This is a genomic window from Lactiplantibacillus herbarum, assembly GCF_001039045.1.
Classification (GTDB): domain Bacteria; phylum Bacillota; class Bacilli; order Lactobacillales; family Lactobacillaceae; genus Lactiplantibacillus; species Lactiplantibacillus herbarum.
This window is the reverse complement of record NZ_LFEE01000040.1, coordinates 3,058-20,561: the sequence shown is the minus strand read 5'-3', so window position 1 is coordinate 20,561 and position 17,504 is coordinate 3,058. Positions and strand designations below refer to the sequence as shown.

General features: G+C 44.0%; 16 protein-coding genes. 9 read left to right on the top strand and 7 right to left on the bottom strand.

The window, feature by feature from the left end:
- The first annotated feature begins 330 nt into the window (after positions 1-330).
- The 3 genes from ACG95_RS12490 (at position 331) to ACG95_RS12480 (ending at position 1,450) form a co-directional block, all read left to right on the top strand.
- The gene (locus ACG95_RS12490) at positions 331-639 is read left to right on the top strand and encodes a DMT family transporter (RefSeq protein WP_048000845.1); all 309 of its coding nucleotides are present in this window, start codon (positions 331-333) and stop codon (positions 637-639) included.
- A gap of 21 nt (positions 640-660) precedes the next feature.
- A complete protein-coding gene (locus ACG95_RS12485) occupies positions 661-1,035 on the top strand; it encodes a DMT family transporter (RefSeq protein ID WP_048000844.1) in 375 nt (124 codons plus the stop codon).
- Positions 1,036-1,189: 154 nt separating this feature from the next.
- Positions 1,190-1,450 carry a type II toxin-antitoxin system Phd/YefM family antitoxin gene (locus ACG95_RS12480; RefSeq protein WP_082137371.1) on the top strand — a complete coding sequence of 87 codons (261 nt, stop codon included), beginning with the start codon at positions 1,190-1,192 and terminating at the stop codon, positions 1,448-1,450.
- A 129-nt stretch (positions 1,451-1,579) separates the two neighbouring features.
- Here the strand turns inward: ACG95_RS12480 and ACG95_RS12475 are convergent, their stop codons facing one another.
- The gene (locus tag ACG95_RS12475) at positions 1,580-2,701 is read right to left on the bottom strand and encodes a vitamin B12 independent methionine synthase (RefSeq protein ID WP_048000842.1); all 1,122 of its coding nucleotides are present in this window, start codon (positions 2,699-2,701) and stop codon (positions 1,580-1,582) included.
- A 442-nt stretch (positions 2,702-3,143) separates the two neighbouring features.
- Between ACG95_RS12475 and ACG95_RS12470 the strand changes: the two genes are divergently transcribed.
- Positions 3,144-4,172, top strand: a complete 1,029-nt coding sequence (locus ACG95_RS12470; protein ID WP_048000841.1) for an AI-2E family transporter — start codon at positions 3,144-3,146, stop codon at positions 4,170-4,172.
- A 118-nt stretch (positions 4,173-4,290) separates the two neighbouring features.
- The gene (locus tag ACG95_RS12465) at positions 4,291-5,547 is read left to right on the top strand and encodes an MFS transporter (RefSeq protein ID WP_048000840.1); all 1,257 of its coding nucleotides are present in this window, start codon (positions 4,291-4,293) and stop codon (positions 5,545-5,547) included.
- Positions 5,548-5,652: 105 nt separating this feature from the next.
- On the opposite strand, the gene ACG95_RS12460 is transcribed toward ACG95_RS12465, so the two are convergent.
- The gene (locus tag ACG95_RS12460; RefSeq protein WP_048000839.1) at positions 5,653-7,683 is read right to left on the bottom strand and encodes a KUP/HAK/KT family potassium transporter; all 2,031 of its coding nucleotides are present in this window, start codon (positions 7,681-7,683) and stop codon (positions 5,653-5,655) included.
- Between the two features lie 270 nt (positions 7,684-7,953).
- Positions 7,954-8,103, bottom strand: a complete 150-nt coding sequence (locus tag ACG95_RS14635) for a hypothetical protein (protein ID WP_173425519.1) — start codon at positions 8,101-8,103, stop codon at positions 7,954-7,956.
- A 135-nt stretch (positions 8,104-8,238) separates the two neighbouring features.
- On the opposite strand from ACG95_RS14635, the gene cls reads away from it, so the two are divergent.
- Positions 8,239-9,687, top strand: a complete 1,449-nt coding sequence (cls, locus tag ACG95_RS12455) for a cardiolipin synthase (protein WP_048000838.1) — start codon at positions 8,239-8,241, stop codon at positions 9,685-9,687.
- A gap of 172 nt (positions 9,688-9,859) precedes the next feature.
- Here the strand turns inward: cls and ACG95_RS12450 are convergent, their stop codons facing one another.
- Positions 9,860-10,378 carry a MarR family winged helix-turn-helix transcriptional regulator gene (locus tag ACG95_RS12450; RefSeq protein ID WP_048000837.1) on the bottom strand — a complete coding sequence of 173 codons (519 nt, stop codon included), beginning with the start codon at positions 10,376-10,378 and terminating at the stop codon, positions 9,860-9,862.
- Positions 10,379-10,530: 152 nt separating this feature from the next.
- On the opposite strand from ACG95_RS12450, the gene ACG95_RS12445 reads away from it, so the two are divergent.
- Both ACG95_RS12445 and ACG95_RS12440 read left to right on the top strand, forming a co-directional pair.
- Positions 10,531-11,466, top strand: a complete 936-nt coding sequence (locus ACG95_RS12445) for an ATP-binding cassette domain-containing protein (RefSeq protein WP_048000836.1) — start codon at positions 10,531-10,533, stop codon at positions 11,464-11,466.
- A gap of 18 nt (positions 11,467-11,484) precedes the next feature.
- Complete coding sequence (locus ACG95_RS12440; RefSeq protein WP_048000835.1) at positions 11,485-12,261, top strand: ABC transporter permease; 777 nt, start codon at positions 11,485-11,487, stop codon at positions 12,259-12,261.
- Positions 12,262-12,483: 222 nt separating this feature from the next.
- On the opposite strand, the gene ACG95_RS12435 is transcribed toward ACG95_RS12440, so the two are convergent.
- The 3 genes from ACG95_RS12435 to ACG95_RS12425 form a co-directional block, all read right to left on the bottom strand.
- Positions 12,484-13,266, bottom strand: a complete 783-nt coding sequence (locus tag ACG95_RS12435; protein ID WP_048000834.1) for a tyrosine-protein phosphatase — start codon at positions 13,264-13,266, stop codon at positions 12,484-12,486.
- Between the two features lie 194 nt (positions 13,267-13,460).
- Positions 13,461-14,432, bottom strand: a complete 972-nt coding sequence (locus tag ACG95_RS12430; protein ID WP_048000846.1) for a GMP reductase — start codon at positions 14,430-14,432, stop codon at positions 13,461-13,463.
- A 25-nt stretch (positions 14,433-14,457) separates the two neighbouring features.
- On the bottom strand, positions 14,458-15,747 hold the full coding sequence (locus ACG95_RS12425) for an adenylosuccinate synthase (RefSeq protein ID WP_048000833.1): 1,290 nt from the start codon (positions 15,745-15,747) through the stop codon (positions 14,458-14,460).
- A 316-nt stretch (positions 15,748-16,063) separates the two neighbouring features.
- On the opposite strand from ACG95_RS12425, the gene purB reads away from it, so the two are divergent.
- Complete coding sequence (purB, locus tag ACG95_RS12420; protein WP_048000832.1) at positions 16,064-17,362, top strand: adenylosuccinate lyase; 1,299 nt, start codon at positions 16,064-16,066, stop codon at positions 17,360-17,362.
- The last annotated feature ends 142 nt before the right edge of the window (positions 17,363-17,504 follow it).

Genomic DNA, 17,504 nt, shown 5'->3' with positions numbered 1-17,504 from the left:
TTTTAAATCAATGGTTTGAGTTGTTTTGGGAGTTTCAACCTTTAGTTACATATTAAGTAGTAATCAGTAGGCCGGGCTAGGGTGCTTCTCTAGTCTCTTTGCGGCGTAAATATCAGTGAATCAGGCTTAGCTTGTAGCAGATAATGTAGGGTAATTATTTGGAAAAGTACCTGTTTAACCTGGTTACGAAGCCCTATCGTTATACTAACCGAGCAGAAGTGTACATACTGTAACACAAATGTAATCAGCCAGGCGTACCTTTTTATTGCCTTTTGAAATAAATTTCCGTAGAATAGTAGGACAATTGAAATTTTTAGTGAGGTGATTAAGATGGCATACGGGTTATTATTTGGTGGCATTTTTATGGAAGTTATCGGCAGCTTTTTCCTTAAGCGCGCGAACGGGTTTCGGAACTTGATACCAACGTTAATGGTGTTAGTTGGGTATTTTAGTTCGTTGGTCTTAGTGACGCTTGCAATGCAGCGCCTACCATTAGGGGTGACGTATGCCATGTGGGCTGGCTTGGGAACGCTAGCAACGGTTGTCTTAGCAGTCGTTGTCTATCGTGAACGATTGAGTTTGGCTCGAATCAGTGGGCTAGTTGCAATCGTGATTGGTGCAATTCTACTAAACGTTTAAAAAGGATCGGGGGTCATTAATATGCGGGCATGGATTCAATTAGTGTTGGCGATCGGGGTTGAAATCGTAGGCACGAGCTTATTAAAATTATCAGCAGGGTTTAAATATCCACTTATTGGTATGGTCGGAATGTTACTCTACGGACTGGCCATCTTCAGTTTTTCGCGGGCACTCAGTAAGATTCCATTGAGCGTAGGCTATGCGATTTGGGCTGGTGCTGGTACAGCCGTGACTGGCCTGATTGGTATTTGGGCGTTTGGTGAAGTTTTGACTGGTATTAAAATGGTCGGCTTCTTAGCGATCATTGCGGGTGTGATCTTGCTAAATGTTCCATTAAAAGAGCCGGCGACCATCACTGAACCAGCTGTTCGCTGGCGGCCACGGATTAATCGCTAATTGTATAGGAAAAGGTCACTTACTCATTAGATTAATTAATGGGGAGTGACCTTTTATTTGTTAGATGTGTTAGTGAGAATGATTTTTTCAATAAGGGGAAACATTCGGTAAATGTTTTGGTTGCAGGTACAATTGATGTGTAAAAATAAGAAGGCTGAGGACAACGGATACTGTTACTTATTCAAACTTTTGTAAACAACTTAAAATCTATATGAAACAAGTCAATAATGACGTGGGTGCTTTGATTGTTACCAGTGGGAATTCTGATGAGAGCGTAGTTGTGATGGGTAAACGGGACTATGATGCAATGCAAGAGACGATGAGGACTCTATCAAATAAGTCTGTCATGAATAAAATACGTCGAGGTGACCAACAGTTTGAAGAAGCAGCTTTAAATACGCGTGTTGATACTTAGTAAGGCTTATTTTGAAGAAGCTGTGTTATAAAAGCGTATCTGAGAAAGGAAAAATTTTTCCTTTTCAGATACGCTTTTACTATCTATATTTAAAAAAGTTGAGATTTATTAAGAAAGTAGTGATTGCTACTAGCCTTCCGCCCAAACGTCCTTAGCCGTTCCAATCACAAGTGCCAGTTTAGCCCATTGCTGTGCTTCGGTCAGCTGGTTACCTTCCTCAGTAGATGCAAAGCCACATTGCGTTGACAGTGTGAGATTATTCAGCGGAACTTTTGTTGCGGCAGCTTGAATCCGTTCCTGAAGCACCGTTGTTTTTTCTAGTTCGGGGAACTTTGAAGTGACTAATCCAAGGACAATTCGTTTATGTTCGTCGTGGTTCCAAATTTGATCTAACGCGTCGAAATTACCAGCGCGGTCGTTGTCGTATTCTAGGAAGAGACCGTCGTAGTTAAGCTGACCTAAGTAAGGGGCAACCACGTCATAACTTCCTGAGAAGAGGTAGGTTGATTTGAAGTTACCACGGCAGATGTGGGTAGTGACCGTTAAGTCGCTAGGTAAATCGGCAATCGCTGCGTTGATCACTTTGACTGCGTCTTCAGCCCACCGCGTATACTGTGTCGAATCAGCGGTATTGTCGTTCAGTTTACTGATCAAAAATGCCCAAGTCGTGTCATCAAGTTGGATATAGCGGCAACCGAGGTCGTAGAAGCGTTGAATCGTATCGTGATAAGCCTGTGCGAGGTCAGTTAAGTAGGCATCCCAGCTGTCATAGAATTGTGACCAGTTATCACTCCGATTATCACGGAAGAGCATCGTTGGTGAGGGAATCGTCTGCTTAGCTAGAACTCCCGCCGGTACGATTGATTGTAGGTATTCAAAAGCAGCGAAGAACGGATGATCTGGGTTGTAGGCTACCTTGCCAATGAGTTCGGCATTATCGGTACGAGTGTGATCGCCCTTGAATTTATAACTCTGTTGATAGTCGTACTTACCGACACCGGTTAATCCCCAAAGAAAATCTAAGTGCCACCAACTGCGTGAGAATTCACCGTCCGTTACCGCTTTGAGGCCGAGTTTGACTTGTTCATCAACAACCCGTTTGATTTCAGCATGTTGTACTTCGAGTTCTTGTTCAGGAGTGATTTTCCCGGCGGCCAGTTGTTCGTGGGCTGTTTTCAAGCTAGTGGGGCGCAGTAAACTGCCCACGACGTCAAAACGGAAAGGTGCGGTTAAAGTTGTTGTAGTTGTCATAAATATCAAACTCCTTAAATTTTATTGTGAGAACGAAAAAAGCGTCGTCCTGAATAATGTTGTCATTATTCAGGACGACGCATGGCCGTGGTACCACCTGAGTGCTAAGCCGGATCACGCCGACTTACTCAAAACAACTGCATCACATGCAATTGCCAACTAGGTTAACGGCTAGTTAGACCGGTTTTAGCTCATGCAAGCACTCACCAAAGCGAACTGTCCCAAGACCATCTTCATTGGCTAAGCCGGTACCGTTCCACCAACCCGATACTCGCTGAACGGCCACACCAAATACTCATCTTTTAATCGTTCTTTAATTATTGTCATTTATCATAGCGCTAATTATTTTAAGTGTCAAATTTAATTCAAGGCTGGTACGGGTGGGGATAACGGCTAGATAGCAGTGATATAATGCAAGTATTAAACAATTGGGGGATCAATTATGGAGCGAATTGTTCGATTTTTAAAGCATGATGACGTCGACATGTACTTAACGTTGGCGTTATTGATCGTTATCATTTACTTTATGAGCGGCTTTGCCACGGTGATTCTGCTGACAACGATCTTTGCTTACTTAGGTATCAAACTCAGTCGGTGGTTGAATCTGAAAACGCACTTGCCGTATGTATTGGCGGTAGTCGTCGTGTACGTGGTTATATTGGGCCTGTTGATTGGCGCGCTATCCTACGCGGCACCAACGCTAGTTTCGCAGCTCAAAGTGATTCCCAATATGCTGGCTAAGGCAATCACTCATCACCCGGTGCTGAACCGGAATATTGATAAGTGGGTCAATCAGGCTATCCACAGTAGTGAGCTGATTCAAAATGGGAAGTCATTGCTAGTGACGGGTATTAAAGAAGTCGGCCATGTTGGTACCGGCTTGACTCATTTACTGATGGCAATCTTCCTCAGTTTTATTTTTGCTGTTTCACGAGGCCGGATGATGGTCTTTGGTCGGCAATTTATGCAGTCGAAGTTCAAAAAATTCTTCGGTAATGTCTACTACTTGACCCACAAATTCATCATGATTCTTGGCCGGATTATTGAAACCCAGTTGGTCATCTGTACGATCAACACGATCCTGATGACGATTGGGTTTATGATCATTGGGATGCCTAGTATCATGGTTCTATCAATCATTGTCTTTATCTTAGGCTTGGTGCCGGTAGCCGGAGTTTTGATTTCAATGGTTCCGTTGACATTACTGGCATTTGCGTCAGGTGGCTTGATACGGGTCGTGTGGATCGTCGTTCTAGTGATTCTGATTCATACGTTTGAATCGTATTTCTTACATCCACGGTTAATGGCAAACCGGACTGATTTACCGGTGTTCGTGACCTTCATTACGCTGATTATTATGGAGAGCCTGTTAGGCGCATGGGGCTTGATTATCGGGATTCCAATTGTGTCATTCTTCTTGGATGTTCTCGGGGTTCAGAGTTCGGAGCCGCAGCGGGTGAGTTCTAAATAAGTTGAGCGTAAAGAGTTCAGTTGCATAGAAAGATACTAGTCGCGTTGAGAATTATTGTCTATTTATTAAATCAGAATATTTTGATTGAAATCTGGCTAATGCTTTAGAGGTGAAGTCGATGGATGAAATAACAGATTGGCAATCATATGTTCAGATTACAAAAGATGTTTCTAGCAACTTTATCAGTTCTCTGAGTGAGAAAATGTTTTCTTTTGGGCTGGGGCTGATGTTACTAGATCAGACCAAATCAGCAATTAGTTTTGGTGTGGAGTCTATTGTGTATCCACTAGTTAGTCTATTATTTTTGGTGCCAGTCGGTAATCTAGTGGATAAATATAATCATAAATTGTTACTATTTCTTAGCAGCGTGATTAGACTGATTGCGTTGATTGTATTTGCCGCTTATATGACAGTCTCCAACGTTAATGGGGCGCTGATTGCAGTAGTTATTTTTTTAATTGTTAATTCGGTCTCCACCAATTTAAATGATACGGCGTATTCGTCATCAATCCATGAATTGGTCAACCAGCAGAATATTCAGCGGTTAAATTCGTTAACGCAGGGATCAATTGCGATTGCCTCGATCCTATCGCCGGTATTAGGTGTTTCGCTGTATAGCCTACTTGGATTTAAAGGGTTGATCTATATCGAAGTGCTAGCTACGATTGGGACGCTCTTGATCCTGATTTCGATGAAGTTTAATGTTGCTGAAAAAGCTGAGAAGACTAGTGTCAAGGCTTCAGCGATGCTGGACTTTAAAGTAGCGCTAACCTATATTAGTTCGCGATATTTAATCAAATGGATTATTATTTTGGCAACCGTGGTTAACTTTGTATTTACGTCACTGACTATTGGAATGCCTTTTATCATCAAGAGTCAGCTCCACCTTGGTAATAGTGCGATTGGTATTTTTGAAATGGGTTTAGCCGCGGGAATGCTTTTAGGGAGCTTGATTATGAGTTTAGTAAAAGCTGATCGTGGCTTTAGCAAAAGACTTATAATCTCTTTCTTAGCACTTGGTTTAGAATTGGCCGTTGTTGGCATGCTGTTTAACTTTGTACAAGATAGTAGGACCTTACTGATTTCAGGGACAGCCATAATGACGATTATTGGATTGACGCTAGTCGTGATGAATATCACGGGCAAGGTAAAACTGCAAGAAACAATTCCAACAACGCTATTAGGACGGGTGATGTCACTAATGACTACTGCTAATGCATCAATCGTACCAATTGGGACACTATGTTATACAGCGTTATTTCAGGTCACTAAAAATGGCAGTCTAATATTGATGGTTAGTGGGATTCTATTGTTCACATATGCCAGTGTGATTATGTTAAAAGCGACCAGTGGTTTTCAAAAAGAACTCGAATAATTTGTCATTGAATCTAATAATCAATAAAAAATATAGCTACTTGCAAGGGCAGATGAATAGTCTGACAATCTTGTGTGGCTATATTTTTTTGCATTAATATAAAAGTTATTTGTTTTCTGGCGGTACCGCATTTTTCACCGTTAAGTTAGTCAATGTCCTATCGCTGGCCGGTTTAGTAAACAACGGAATGGTTTCTTCAAGAACATCACTGAATTCTAACCCATACCAAATAGCCGGTGAGGGGGTGATGTTCTGTAGTAAGATTCGGCCGCCGATTAGCAACCGGTCTAAATGGTGAGTCGCGGGGTTGCTTGCTAGATCCATGATCTGTTGATTCTGAACCACAAACTTAAAGTCGCCAACTTGGCTCGGTTGCGTAATGCCGTAGTGGGTATGTTGCTGGTCGATACTGTTAGTCGCAATCAGACTGGTAACAATCTGCCGTAGATAGAGGTTGATATGCTGTGATTTCCGAAAGCCAAGGTTCAATCGGACCTCGACGATGTTGCGGGTCCCAAGCATATCGACGCTGTAGTCACAGTCGTAGGGCTGATCTGTTTCATTAATCGTGATGAACCAGTAAACAAGCGCACGCTTAGGCTGCTTATCAAGGATCGAGTATAGAATTGACCGTTTCAAGCGGTGGTGCTGATCGACCTTGGATAAATAAACTAGGTTGGTTGCAAACAACGACAAGTGCTCATCGTGACTGAGCCGAATCAACTGATTACGGTAATCAAGGAGACTGATCAATTCATTTGCCTGATCATAGCGCAGCCGACGCCGGTTACCGAAGAACCACGTGACCATCACTAAGAAAATCGCTAAGGTGAGGGCTAGTGTCAGGTAACCACCGTGAATGAATTTGGTTAGACTAGCGATTAAGAAGACTGATTCAAGTGTGCCAAATCCAATTAATAAGAGTAGTGCTAAGCCCTGGTACCCCTGTTTTTGGACCCACTGGTTGAGTAGAATCGTTGTCATCAACATAGTGATTGTAATGGCGAGACCATACGCAGCTTCCATGTGGGCGGAAGTCTGAAATAACCAGACGATTATCAGGGTAACTAAGCAGAGTAACCAGTTGACGGCACCGATATAAATTTGGCTGCGAACGTTGCTGGGATGCTTGATGCGGAGGCGGGGTAAAAATTTCAAGCCGACCGCCTCATCAACTAAGGTGTACGATCCGGTAATCAGTGCTTGTGAAGCGATGATTGCTGCGAAGGTCGCAATAATAATCATAGCGACTTGCATCGAGTGGGGAATCATTTCGTAAAAAGGATTGATGTTAGTTGCGTTGCGCCATGCTGGTAGTTGGGCGTGATTAATGAGCCAAGCGCCTTGCCCTAAATAGTTCAAAATCAAAGCTAGATAGACAAATGGCCAGGTGGCGTCAATGTTTGCTTTGCCAACGTGCCCCATATCTGAGTACAGGGCTTCTGCACCGGTCGTAGCTAGGAAAATGCTACCAAGAATGAAAATCCCCATCCGGTTAGTTGGACTGACCAGTACTTGTAGCGCGTAGATGGGTGAGAAAGCTTTAAGAATCATGGGTGCCTGAGCAATATGAAACAGGCCAAAACCGCCGATCACGGTAAACCAGACGAGCATCATGGGTCCAAATGAGCGGCCAACCACAGCGGTGCCGAATCCTTGAATCATAAAGAGTGCCAGTAGAATAATGCTGACAGTGAGTGGGACGAGCCACGCGTACTGTGAAAAAGCACTCAATTCGGGCAAGTCTTTTAGGCCTTCAACTGCTGAAGTAACGGTTACCGCTGGGGTTAATGTGCCGTCAGCAAGTAGTGCCGCACCACCGAGCAGCGCGACAAAAATTAGCCATTTACCACGATGGCGAACGAGGGCGTACAGTGCGAAGATGCCACCTTCATGACGGTTATCGGCCCGTAATGCAATCAAGACGTATTTAACCGTTGTAATCAGCATTAAGGTCCAAAAAATTAAAGAGACGCAGCCGATGACATAATTAGGGGTGACGTTTTTCAGTGGCCCAGCGTCGTTAATGATGGCATTCATGACGTATAGTGGTGAGGTCCCAATATCCCCGTAGACGACGCCTAATGTAATTAACATTCCCATTAGTGTGCGTTGCTGATTAGTTCTTGTACGCATGGATGGGCACACCCCCGTTTCATTTTGAAGCTGTGCCCATACTATACTAGCTTTTGTGGTGACGGGGTAATAAGACCGATTGAAATCGAGGCTCCAGAGCGATTTTTCACTGATTGTTTAGTTAACTGAACTAAGTTGGGACGACAGATGTTAGGAAATAATTCAGTGAATCTTAAATGAAAATAATCGTCAATGACGTAATTGGTTGTAGTGGGAATTAATGCAATAAAAAAACAGCAGTTAGCTGCTGTTTGGGATGTTGATTAATGATTAACGGTGACGTCGATAGTAGCGGTAAGCCACTACTAGTAAAATGACGATTAATAAGATTCCCACCGCGGCGCGTGGTCCTGCCGCACGTTCAGTTAAGTGAAAGAGGCGAATGGGACCGAGACCGTGAATTGCTAGCATTCCTAACATTGGACGTGCCCTCCTTGAGCGTTATTATTAACTTTTTTATCGAAAAATGCAAAAATTACATTCGTAAAGATTATTATCTTACTACTATCTGCGGTAGAATAAAATTATTATTAAAATTTTAGGTAGGTGCCTGCATTGCAATATATTGAGCCAGTACTATATGCGATTATCGTTTTAAATGCGGCGGCCGCATTTATTACCGTTTTTCGCGATCGCGATCGGGATATTGCTGCGACTTGGGCTTGGTTACTAGTCTTAATCATGATCCCAATTGTCGGTTTTATCGCGTACGCGTTTATCGGTCGGAAATTACCCAAAAACCGGTTATTCCGGTTGCGTAAAGAGACCCAAATTCGTTTGGAAGAAATGATTCAACGGCAACGAGACGCCCTGGGAACTGAACTGATGCCAGCCGATGCGGTTACCAGTTCGGTGCGTGGGATGGTTAGTTTGTTCCTGAATTCTGACGGGGCCTTACTGAGCCGTAAGAACCGCGTTAAGATCTTCACGGACGGTCACGAAAAGTTTCACGCGATGTTCCAAGATATCGAAGCGGCTAAGGACCATGTGCATATTGAATACTACACGTTCTACAATGATCAGATCGGTAACGAACTGTTACATTTACTAGAACGCAAAGCCGAACAGGGTGTTGATGTGCGCGTGCTCTATGATCCATGGGGTTCCATGGGGACTTTCCGCAGCTTCTTCAAGCACTTAGAAGAGCTCGGCGGTCACGCGCGGCCATTCTTGGGCGCACGTTCAGCAATTCTGGACTTTCGTTTGAACTTCCGTGATCACCGTAAGATCGTTGTTACGGATGGTCGGGTTGGCTACGTTGGTGGCTTTAATGTCGGTGACCAGTACCTTGGTCGTGATAAAAAGTTTGGTTATTGGCGGGATACTCATCTGCGCATTGTGGGTTCCGGAGTGTTTGAACTTCAAGAACGTTTCATTCGTGACTGGAATGCCACTGATCCAGAACACCGGATTGTGCCTAATGCTGCGATGTTTCCAGTGATTCGGGTTAAAGGTAACACGTCACTACAGATTGTTTCAAGTGGGCCAGATAATGATGGTCAACAGATCAAGTTGGGCTACATCAAGATGATTATGACTGCGCAACACCGGCTGTGGATTCAATCGCCATACCTGATTCCAGATGATTCAGTGTTGGATGCGATTAAGATCGCTGCTATGTCTGGCGTTGATGTGCGAATTATGGTGCCGGACAAACCGGATCACGCTTTCGTGTACCGGGCAACCCAGTACTATGCCCGTGAGTTGGCGGATGCTGGCGTTAAAATCTATTATTACAATAACGGCTTTATTCATGCCAAGACGATCGTTATTGACGGTCAAGTCGCTTCAGTTGGTTCAGCCAACATGGATTTCCGAAGCTTTAAGTTGAACTTTGAAGTGAACGCCTTCCTGTACGATGCAGACTTGGCGGCTGAGCTTGAACAGTTCTTCCTAGCAGATCAGGAACTCAGTAGCTTAATTACAGTCCAAGACTTTAAGAACCAGTCGTTCTGGTTGAAATTCAAGCAGACTTTTTCACGGTTGTTGTCACCGATTTTATAGGAGAGTGGGCCAGCAGGCTGGTAGAGACCGAGCATTGCGGTTCTTTGCAATCGTTGCTCCTCCGTAGCTAAACGGAGGACTCTGCCTGCTGGTGCACGTTTCAACCATTAATAGTTGTAATGCACTAAGGAGCTATGGCATCTGTCATAGCTCCTTTTTTGTCTGGAATATATTAGAGAAACCAATCCCGAAAATGATTAGAAAAGGATTGATGAAATCGGTTATACCAAGTCGGATTAGCCTCGTTGATTTCATCATAAAGGCTCGTATTGATTTTTGTGAAAATTGAAGTGAGCTGATTGAGTTCTTCGTCCGTTAAGGCATTTAAAAACGGTGGAATTTCAGATGTTTCATGAACGGCAGCCTGTCGACCTTCTGGCGTGATTCGGATAATCGAAACACGCCGATCGGTAGCGGATTTTTCTTTAGTCACGAATTGTTTTTTGACTAATTTATTAACGAATTCAGCGGTTGATTGAGCAGTCAAGTTGAGCCGGGTGGCCAATTCTTTCTGGGAGAGGCCGTCCTCTTGATTCAAGGTTAGTAAAATCTTACCCTGACCCTGAAACTTTGCCTGGCGTTCACCGTGGTCAGGATGTCCCCGATGAGCGATGTCGTTGGCAACGTGTTGGACCATTTCAAATTCCATTAACTTACTGGCTGCAGTTTTTTGTTTGAGTAGATTGGTCATATGAAAATTCCTCCTAAGGTTATTATACCGGCTCACACTGAAAAATACAGTCAGGGGTCCTGAATAAAATGGTTGACGAATTAGTCAGGTGCCCTTATAATAATTTTCATCAGGTGACCTGATTAATATTTTCTGGCAAAAGAGGAATTGAAATGACAAAGGAATATGCAATTGAAGTAAATCATTTAACGAAACGTTTTGGTAAAAAGATTGCGGTGGATGATGTCTCGTTTAACGTGAAGCAGGGTGAAGTATTCGGCTTATTAGGTCCAAACGGTGCGGGTAAAACAACCACGTTACGAATGATGACAACCCTATTGAAAGCCAATCAAGGTAGTGTTCAAATTTTTGGCCACGATACGGTCAAAGAAGGGCGGTTGGCGCGGTCAATGTTTGGCCTGACGGGTCAGTATGCTTCAGTTGATGAAGATATTTCAGCCCGTGAGAATTTACTGATTTTCTCTCGGTTGAATGGGTTATCACGAGCCGCATCAAAACAGCGTGCGACTGAACTTTTACAGGAATTCTCATTAGTCGAGTCCGCAGACAAGGCGTTGAAGGATTTTTCTGGCGGGATGCGCCGGCGACTAGATTTAGCAGTTAGCTTGATTACGCGGCCAGCGTTGATTTTCTTAGATGAACCGACGACGGGTTTAGATCCACGAACCCGAACGCAGATGTGGGCAACGATTCGCGATTTAGTCGCGCAAGGTTCGACGATTGTGCTCACGACCCAGTACTTAGATGAAGCCGATCAATTGGCTGATCGCATTGCGGTGATCGACCACGGCCAGCTAGTTAAGATTGGAACGCCGGCCGAATTGAAACAACAAGTTGGGGGAACCACCTTGAACTTTACGGTTGATCAGACCGGCCAAGTTGCCGCTGCCGTGAAGCTAGTGGCGGCGCAACTAAAAGCAACGGTCAAAAGAACGGGTCAGCAACTGAGTGTGACCTTGAATCAAGTTAGTCAACTAACGCCCATTTTAACGGCGTTACAGCAGGCTAAAATCGCAATCAGTCATTTAACGGTTCAGGAACCATCTTTGGATGATGTCTTCATGGACTTAACCGTTGGCAAGAATTAGGAAAGCAGGAAACTAATAATGGATGTACAAACACACCGTGGTAACTTGATCACGAATACGGCAACAATGGCTTACCGTAACTTATTAAAAACCATTCACAATCCGGATCGCTTTATGGATGTCATTATTCAACCAGTCATGTTTATGCTGATGTTTGGTTACTTATTTGGGGGTGCAATTGCTGGTGGCGTTCAAGCTTATCTACCAACGATCGTCCCTGGGATTTTAATTCAAACGATGCTGTCGGCGGCTTCTGGTTCAGGTTCTCAAATCAGAGAGGACTTGGATTCGGGTGTCTTTGACCGCTTCAAATCATTGCCAATGGCACACATTGCACCGTTAGCTGGCCAACTGTTCGCAGATATTTTACGATTACTGATTGCGGCAGTTGCATCTCTAGCTACCGGCTACGCAATGGGCTGGCGTCCAACAGCCGGTTTTGGCTGGGTGATCGTTAGTGGTTTATTGGCAATCTTTACGGGATGGGCGCTGTCTTGGATCTTTGCGCTGTTAGGATTGATGGCCAAAAATGCGACAATGGTTCAAAGTTTCTCGATGATTACGATGATGGTCTTATCGTTCATGTCGAATGCCTTTATTCCAATTAAGACGTTGCCAAAATTCATGCAGGTGATTGCGAACTTGAACCCGGTTACGTATGTGATTACGGCGATCCGTCAAATTTTAGCAACGGGTAGTTGGACGCATGAAGCCGTCTTAGTTCTGATCTTTGGGATTGGTATCGTGATCGTCTTCGCACCGCTGACTGTCTGGGCTTATAACCATAATAATTAGGGGTGTAGGTTGCTGCAGAGATTACTATTGGAAAATGCTAAAGAGTTTGGGACAAAACCCAAATTCTTTTTTTATCTTCACATATTTACAGTCGAAACGTGCGACAAAAGGCTGCTCCCTCCGCTTAGCTACGGAATACAAACGATTGAAAATGCACAATCATTCGTATTCCTAGGCTATGCTCGGTAGCAACCCGCCTTTTGTCCCACTCTCTTTTTGTGCTCATTCTAAGTATAAGTGTTGTAAATCAGTAATATCAGACTGTGATAAGCCGAGTACTTCCCGGAGATACCCCTGACCATCGCCATAGAGGTCGTCAAAGACGCGGAAAATCATTTTAATGTTGTTAGCCTCAACGGACATGGCCACATTAAACTGGCTAGCAAGGTCGCCTGCGTTAGCCTTAGTGATAATGCTGGCAGTATCCATGTTATCAGCGGCCATGAAGACGGCGTTAGTGAGCAAATAGTCGTCAGTGATAGTCTCGCGAGGAACGTCCAGTGCGGTCATAATTAGAGCACCAGCAACACCGGTCCGATCTTTTCCGGCTGCACAGTGAAAGAGGACTGATTGGTCAGGCTGATCGTTCGCAAGTAGCGTGGTGAATAAGTCTTGCCAGACTTTGACCGGATGACTGTCGGTGATCATCTGGGCATACGTTTGGGTGTTGAAGGCGTCGTCCACGATCATGCGCTTAATCAACCGTTTGAGCCGGTGGTCAAAACGGCGATTATCCGTGAATGGATAGACTGATGTATTGAGATAGCGGGTGTTTTCAGGATAACGGTCGGGTGACATTTGAACTTCGCTGGCTTGGCGTAAGTCAATGTCGTAGCGGAGACCATAGTCATCTAAGTAATTGAGATCATGGTCGCTTAATAGTGACATGCCACCGCAACGAAGCAATTTTTGCCATTTAATGGTTTTACCGGCTGAATTCTCATAACCGCCGAGTTCGCGAAAGTTAATGCCATGCTCTAGGCGTAAGATACGATTGTGTTCCATAGTTGATTACCTCGATTAGTGATTTAACTATAGTGTAATCGTTTTCTTTAGTGCTGTCATGGATTATTAAAGTTATAACTGAGGTTGCTTCTTAGGTGTTTTATTAGGTCTTTAAAAGTAAAACAAAAATAGCTTCCAAACTAATCAATTGACGGATGCCAATTTAGTCAGTTCGGAAGCTATTTTATTAGTTACTAATCACCGTTATAAATCGAATTCTTAACAACGACATAGTCACACTTAGTGATGGCCTTAAGATCACGGCCACCCGCGTATGAGATTGAGGATTGCAAGTCTTCTTGCATTTCATTCAGCGTGTCTTCAAGGTGACCACGGTAAGGGACCAACATCTGTTTACCCTCAACGTTTTTATGTTCACCTTTTTGCGTTTCACTGGCTGAACCATAGTACTGCTTGTAAGTCTTGCCATCAATTTTCAGAATGTTACCAGGTGATTCTTGATGACCAGCTAACATTGAACCGATCATGACCATCGTAGCACCGAAGCGGATCGACTTAGCAATGTCACCGTTAGTCCGCACACCACCATCAGCGATAATCGGTTTGCGAGCTGCCTTGGCACACCAGCGGACGGCAGCTAATTGCCAACCACCAGTACCAAAACCAGTCTTAACCTTGGTGATACATGCTTTACCAGGACCAACACCGACTTTAGTAGCGTCAGCACCGGCATTTTCGAGATCACGAACAGCGGCCGGGGTCGCAACGTTACCAGCAATGACAAAACTAGCTGGCATCACGTCTTTGATATGCTTAATCATTTCGATGACGCTGTCCGCGTGACCGTGGGCAATATCGATCGTAATGTATTCAGGTACTAACTGTTTGGCAGCCAGTTCATCGATGAATGCAACTTCATTATCTTTAACACCGACTGAGATGGAAGCAAAAAGCCCATCAGCGTGCATTTTTTCGATAAATGCTTGTCGAGTCTCAGGTTCGAAGCGGTGCATGATGTAGAAGTAGCCGTTAGCGGCGAGCCATTGAGCGACTTCGTCATTAATCACGGTTGCCATGTTAGCAGGGACGACTGGAATTTTAAAGTTGCGGCCACCTAGTTCAACGGTGGTGTCAGCTTCTGAGCGACTGTCAATAACGCACTTGTTCGGAATTAATTGAATATCTTCGTAGTCAAAAATCTCCATAGCCATGTCGTAAGGACTCCTTTAATTAGCTCCAGATGTCGTGGTCGATTACATTTGTTTGTTCGCGGTCAGGACCAACGGAGAAGGTCGCAATCTTAACGCCAACTAATTCTTCGATCCGTTTCAAGTAATTGCGAGCATTTTCAGGTAATTCGGCTAACGTCTTAACGCCAGTAATATCTTCATCCCAACCAGGAAGTTCATCGTAGATTGGTTTGCAAGCTTCGAGTTCTTTCAAGCTAGCTGGGTAATGGTAGATGGTTTCGCCATTTAAGTCATAAGCGGTACAGATCTTGATCGTCTTTAAGCCGGTCAAGACGTCTAAACAGTTTAAGCTCAAGTGAGTTAAACCAGAGACACGTTTGGCATGACGTAAGACAACGCTATCGAACCAACCGATTCGACGAGGACGTTTCGTAACGGTACCGTATTCGTGAGCGGTCTCACGGATGAAGTTTCCAACTTCGTCAAAGAGCTCAGTTGGGAATGGACCATCACCAACGCGGGAAGTGTAGGCTTTTAAGACACCGACACAGTTGTCGATCTTAGAAGGACCAACACCACTACCGATCGTAACACCACCAGCAACGGGGTTAGATGAAGTAACGTAAGGGTAAGTTCCTTGGTCAATATCTAACATAACACCCTGAGCACCTTCAAATAGAACTCGTTGGCCGTTATCGAGAGCGTCGTTGATAACAACTGAAGTATCGGTAACAAATTGCTTCAATTGTTGACCGTAAGCGTAGTATTCTTCAAAAATATCTTCAAATTTAAGTGGTTCTAAATCGTAAAGCTTCGTGATAATCTGATTCTTTTCAGCTAAGTTACGCTTTAATAATGCAGCGAACGTATCCTTATCTAATAGATCAGCAACACGGATCCCGATTCGTTCGGCCTTATCCATGTAAGCTGGGCCGATCCCTTTATTGGTCGTCCCAATCTTGCCACTAGCTTTAGACTTTTCTTGGGCGCCATCCAATGTAATATGGTAAGGCAGGATTACGTGTGCCCGGTTTGAGATACGTAAGTTATCCGGGTTAACGTCGTTGTCACGTAAGTATTGTAGTTCTTCAACGAGTGACTTAGGATTCAAAACGACACCGTTACCGATTACGGCAAGCTTGTCATGGAAGAAGATCCCTGATGGAATCAGCCGTAATTTGAAAGTCTTACCATTAAATACGATGGTGTGGCCGGCATTATCGCCGCCTTGGTAACGTGATACCACATCTGCTTCCTGACTTAAAAAGTCCGTGATCTTTCCTTTACCTTCATCGCCCCACTGGCTACCTACTACTACAACTGATGCCATACTTGTCCACCTCATTAAATAGTTTAATTATGAATGATTAACAGCAAAGAGTAGCTGAATGTTCAGCACTCCAACAGAAATGAGTATAGCAATTTTAGACTCAGATTGCAACCTTAAAACCGAATGTTCTTGTTTTGACAACTATTTAATGTTCAGCATTAACTGAAAACGGCAGGAAGCTTAACTCATTAAATGACGAACTAATGAAAAAGGAACGATTCTTTTCATTGTTCGTTACTACCAATCGCTATGTGGTTATGCTATAATAATGTTCGTGTTTTGTTGGTGAATAAGTAAATAGAAATGAGGATTAGCAATGATTGATCGTTATACGCGTCCCGAAATGGCCAAAGTGTGGTCATTAGAAAATCAATACCAAGCATGGTTAGAAGTGGAAATTGCTGCGGATGAGGCCTGGGCTGAACTAGGCAAGATTCCAGCCAGTGATGTAGCTAAGATTCGGAAGAATGCTAAGTTTGACGTTGATCGTATCGCAGAGATCGAAGCTGTTACCCATCACGACGTAGTAGCGTTTACTCGCGACGTCTCAGAATCATTGGGTGATGAACGTAAGTGGGTTCACTATGGTTTAACGAGTACCGATGTCGTCGACACGGCACAGGGGTACCGGTTAAAGCAGGCTAACGTCATTATTCGCCAAGACTTACAAGATTTACGTGAAACACTAGCAGCACAAGCTAAAAAATATAAATATACTGTCGAAATGGGTCGTACCCACGGTGTTCACGCCGAACCAACCACCTTCGGACTGAAATTAGCGCGTTGGTATTCAGAAATCAACCGTAATATTGAACGTTTTGAACACGCCGCAGCTGGTGTTGAAGCGGGGAAAATCAGTGGGGCAGTTGGGACGTTTGCGAACATTCCACCGTTTGTTGAAGAATTTGTCTGCAAACAACTGGGTCTACGCGCACAAGAAATCTCAACTCAGATTTTGCCACGTGACTTACACGCCGAATACATTGCTAGCTTAGCTTTAATCGCTACCAGCGTTGAAGTGATTGCGACGGAAATTCGTGGTTTACAGAAGTCTGAAACCCATGAAGTTGAAGAGTTTTTCAACAAGGGTCAAAAAGGCTCTTCCGCAATGCCACATAAACGTAACCCAATCGGTTCTGAAAATGTGACTGGTTTGGCTCGGGTCGTTCGTGGTCACATGATGACGGCATACGAAGACGTGCCATTATGGCATGAACGCGATATCTCGCATTCTTCAGCCGAACGGATCATCTTGCCAGACACGACCATGCTGGTTGATTACATCTTGACGCGAATCAACAAGATCGTTAAGAACTTAACGGTGTTCCCAGAACGCATGGAACAGAATATGTCCGCAACTTACGGTTTGATCTACAGTCAACGCGTATTATTGAAGTTGATCGATACCGGGATGTCACGGGAAAATGCTTATGACTTAGTCCAACCATTGACGGCTAAATCATGGGACGAACAGCTACAGTTCAAACCACTGGTCGAAGCTAACACTGAAATCCGTGAACATTTAGACCAAGCCGCTATCGATGACGCCTTTGATTACCATTATCATTTACGCCACATTGATGAAATTTTTGCACGACTCGGTTTGGATGACTAAATCATAAAATCAAACTAAATAAATACGACTGACTCGCTGGTAATAGCGGGTCAGTCGTATTTTTGTTTCGATAACAAAAGTTTAAAGTTAATTAAATCGCTGAAAGTAGATATAAAACTAGTCGCAACTTTCGCCTCCGGTG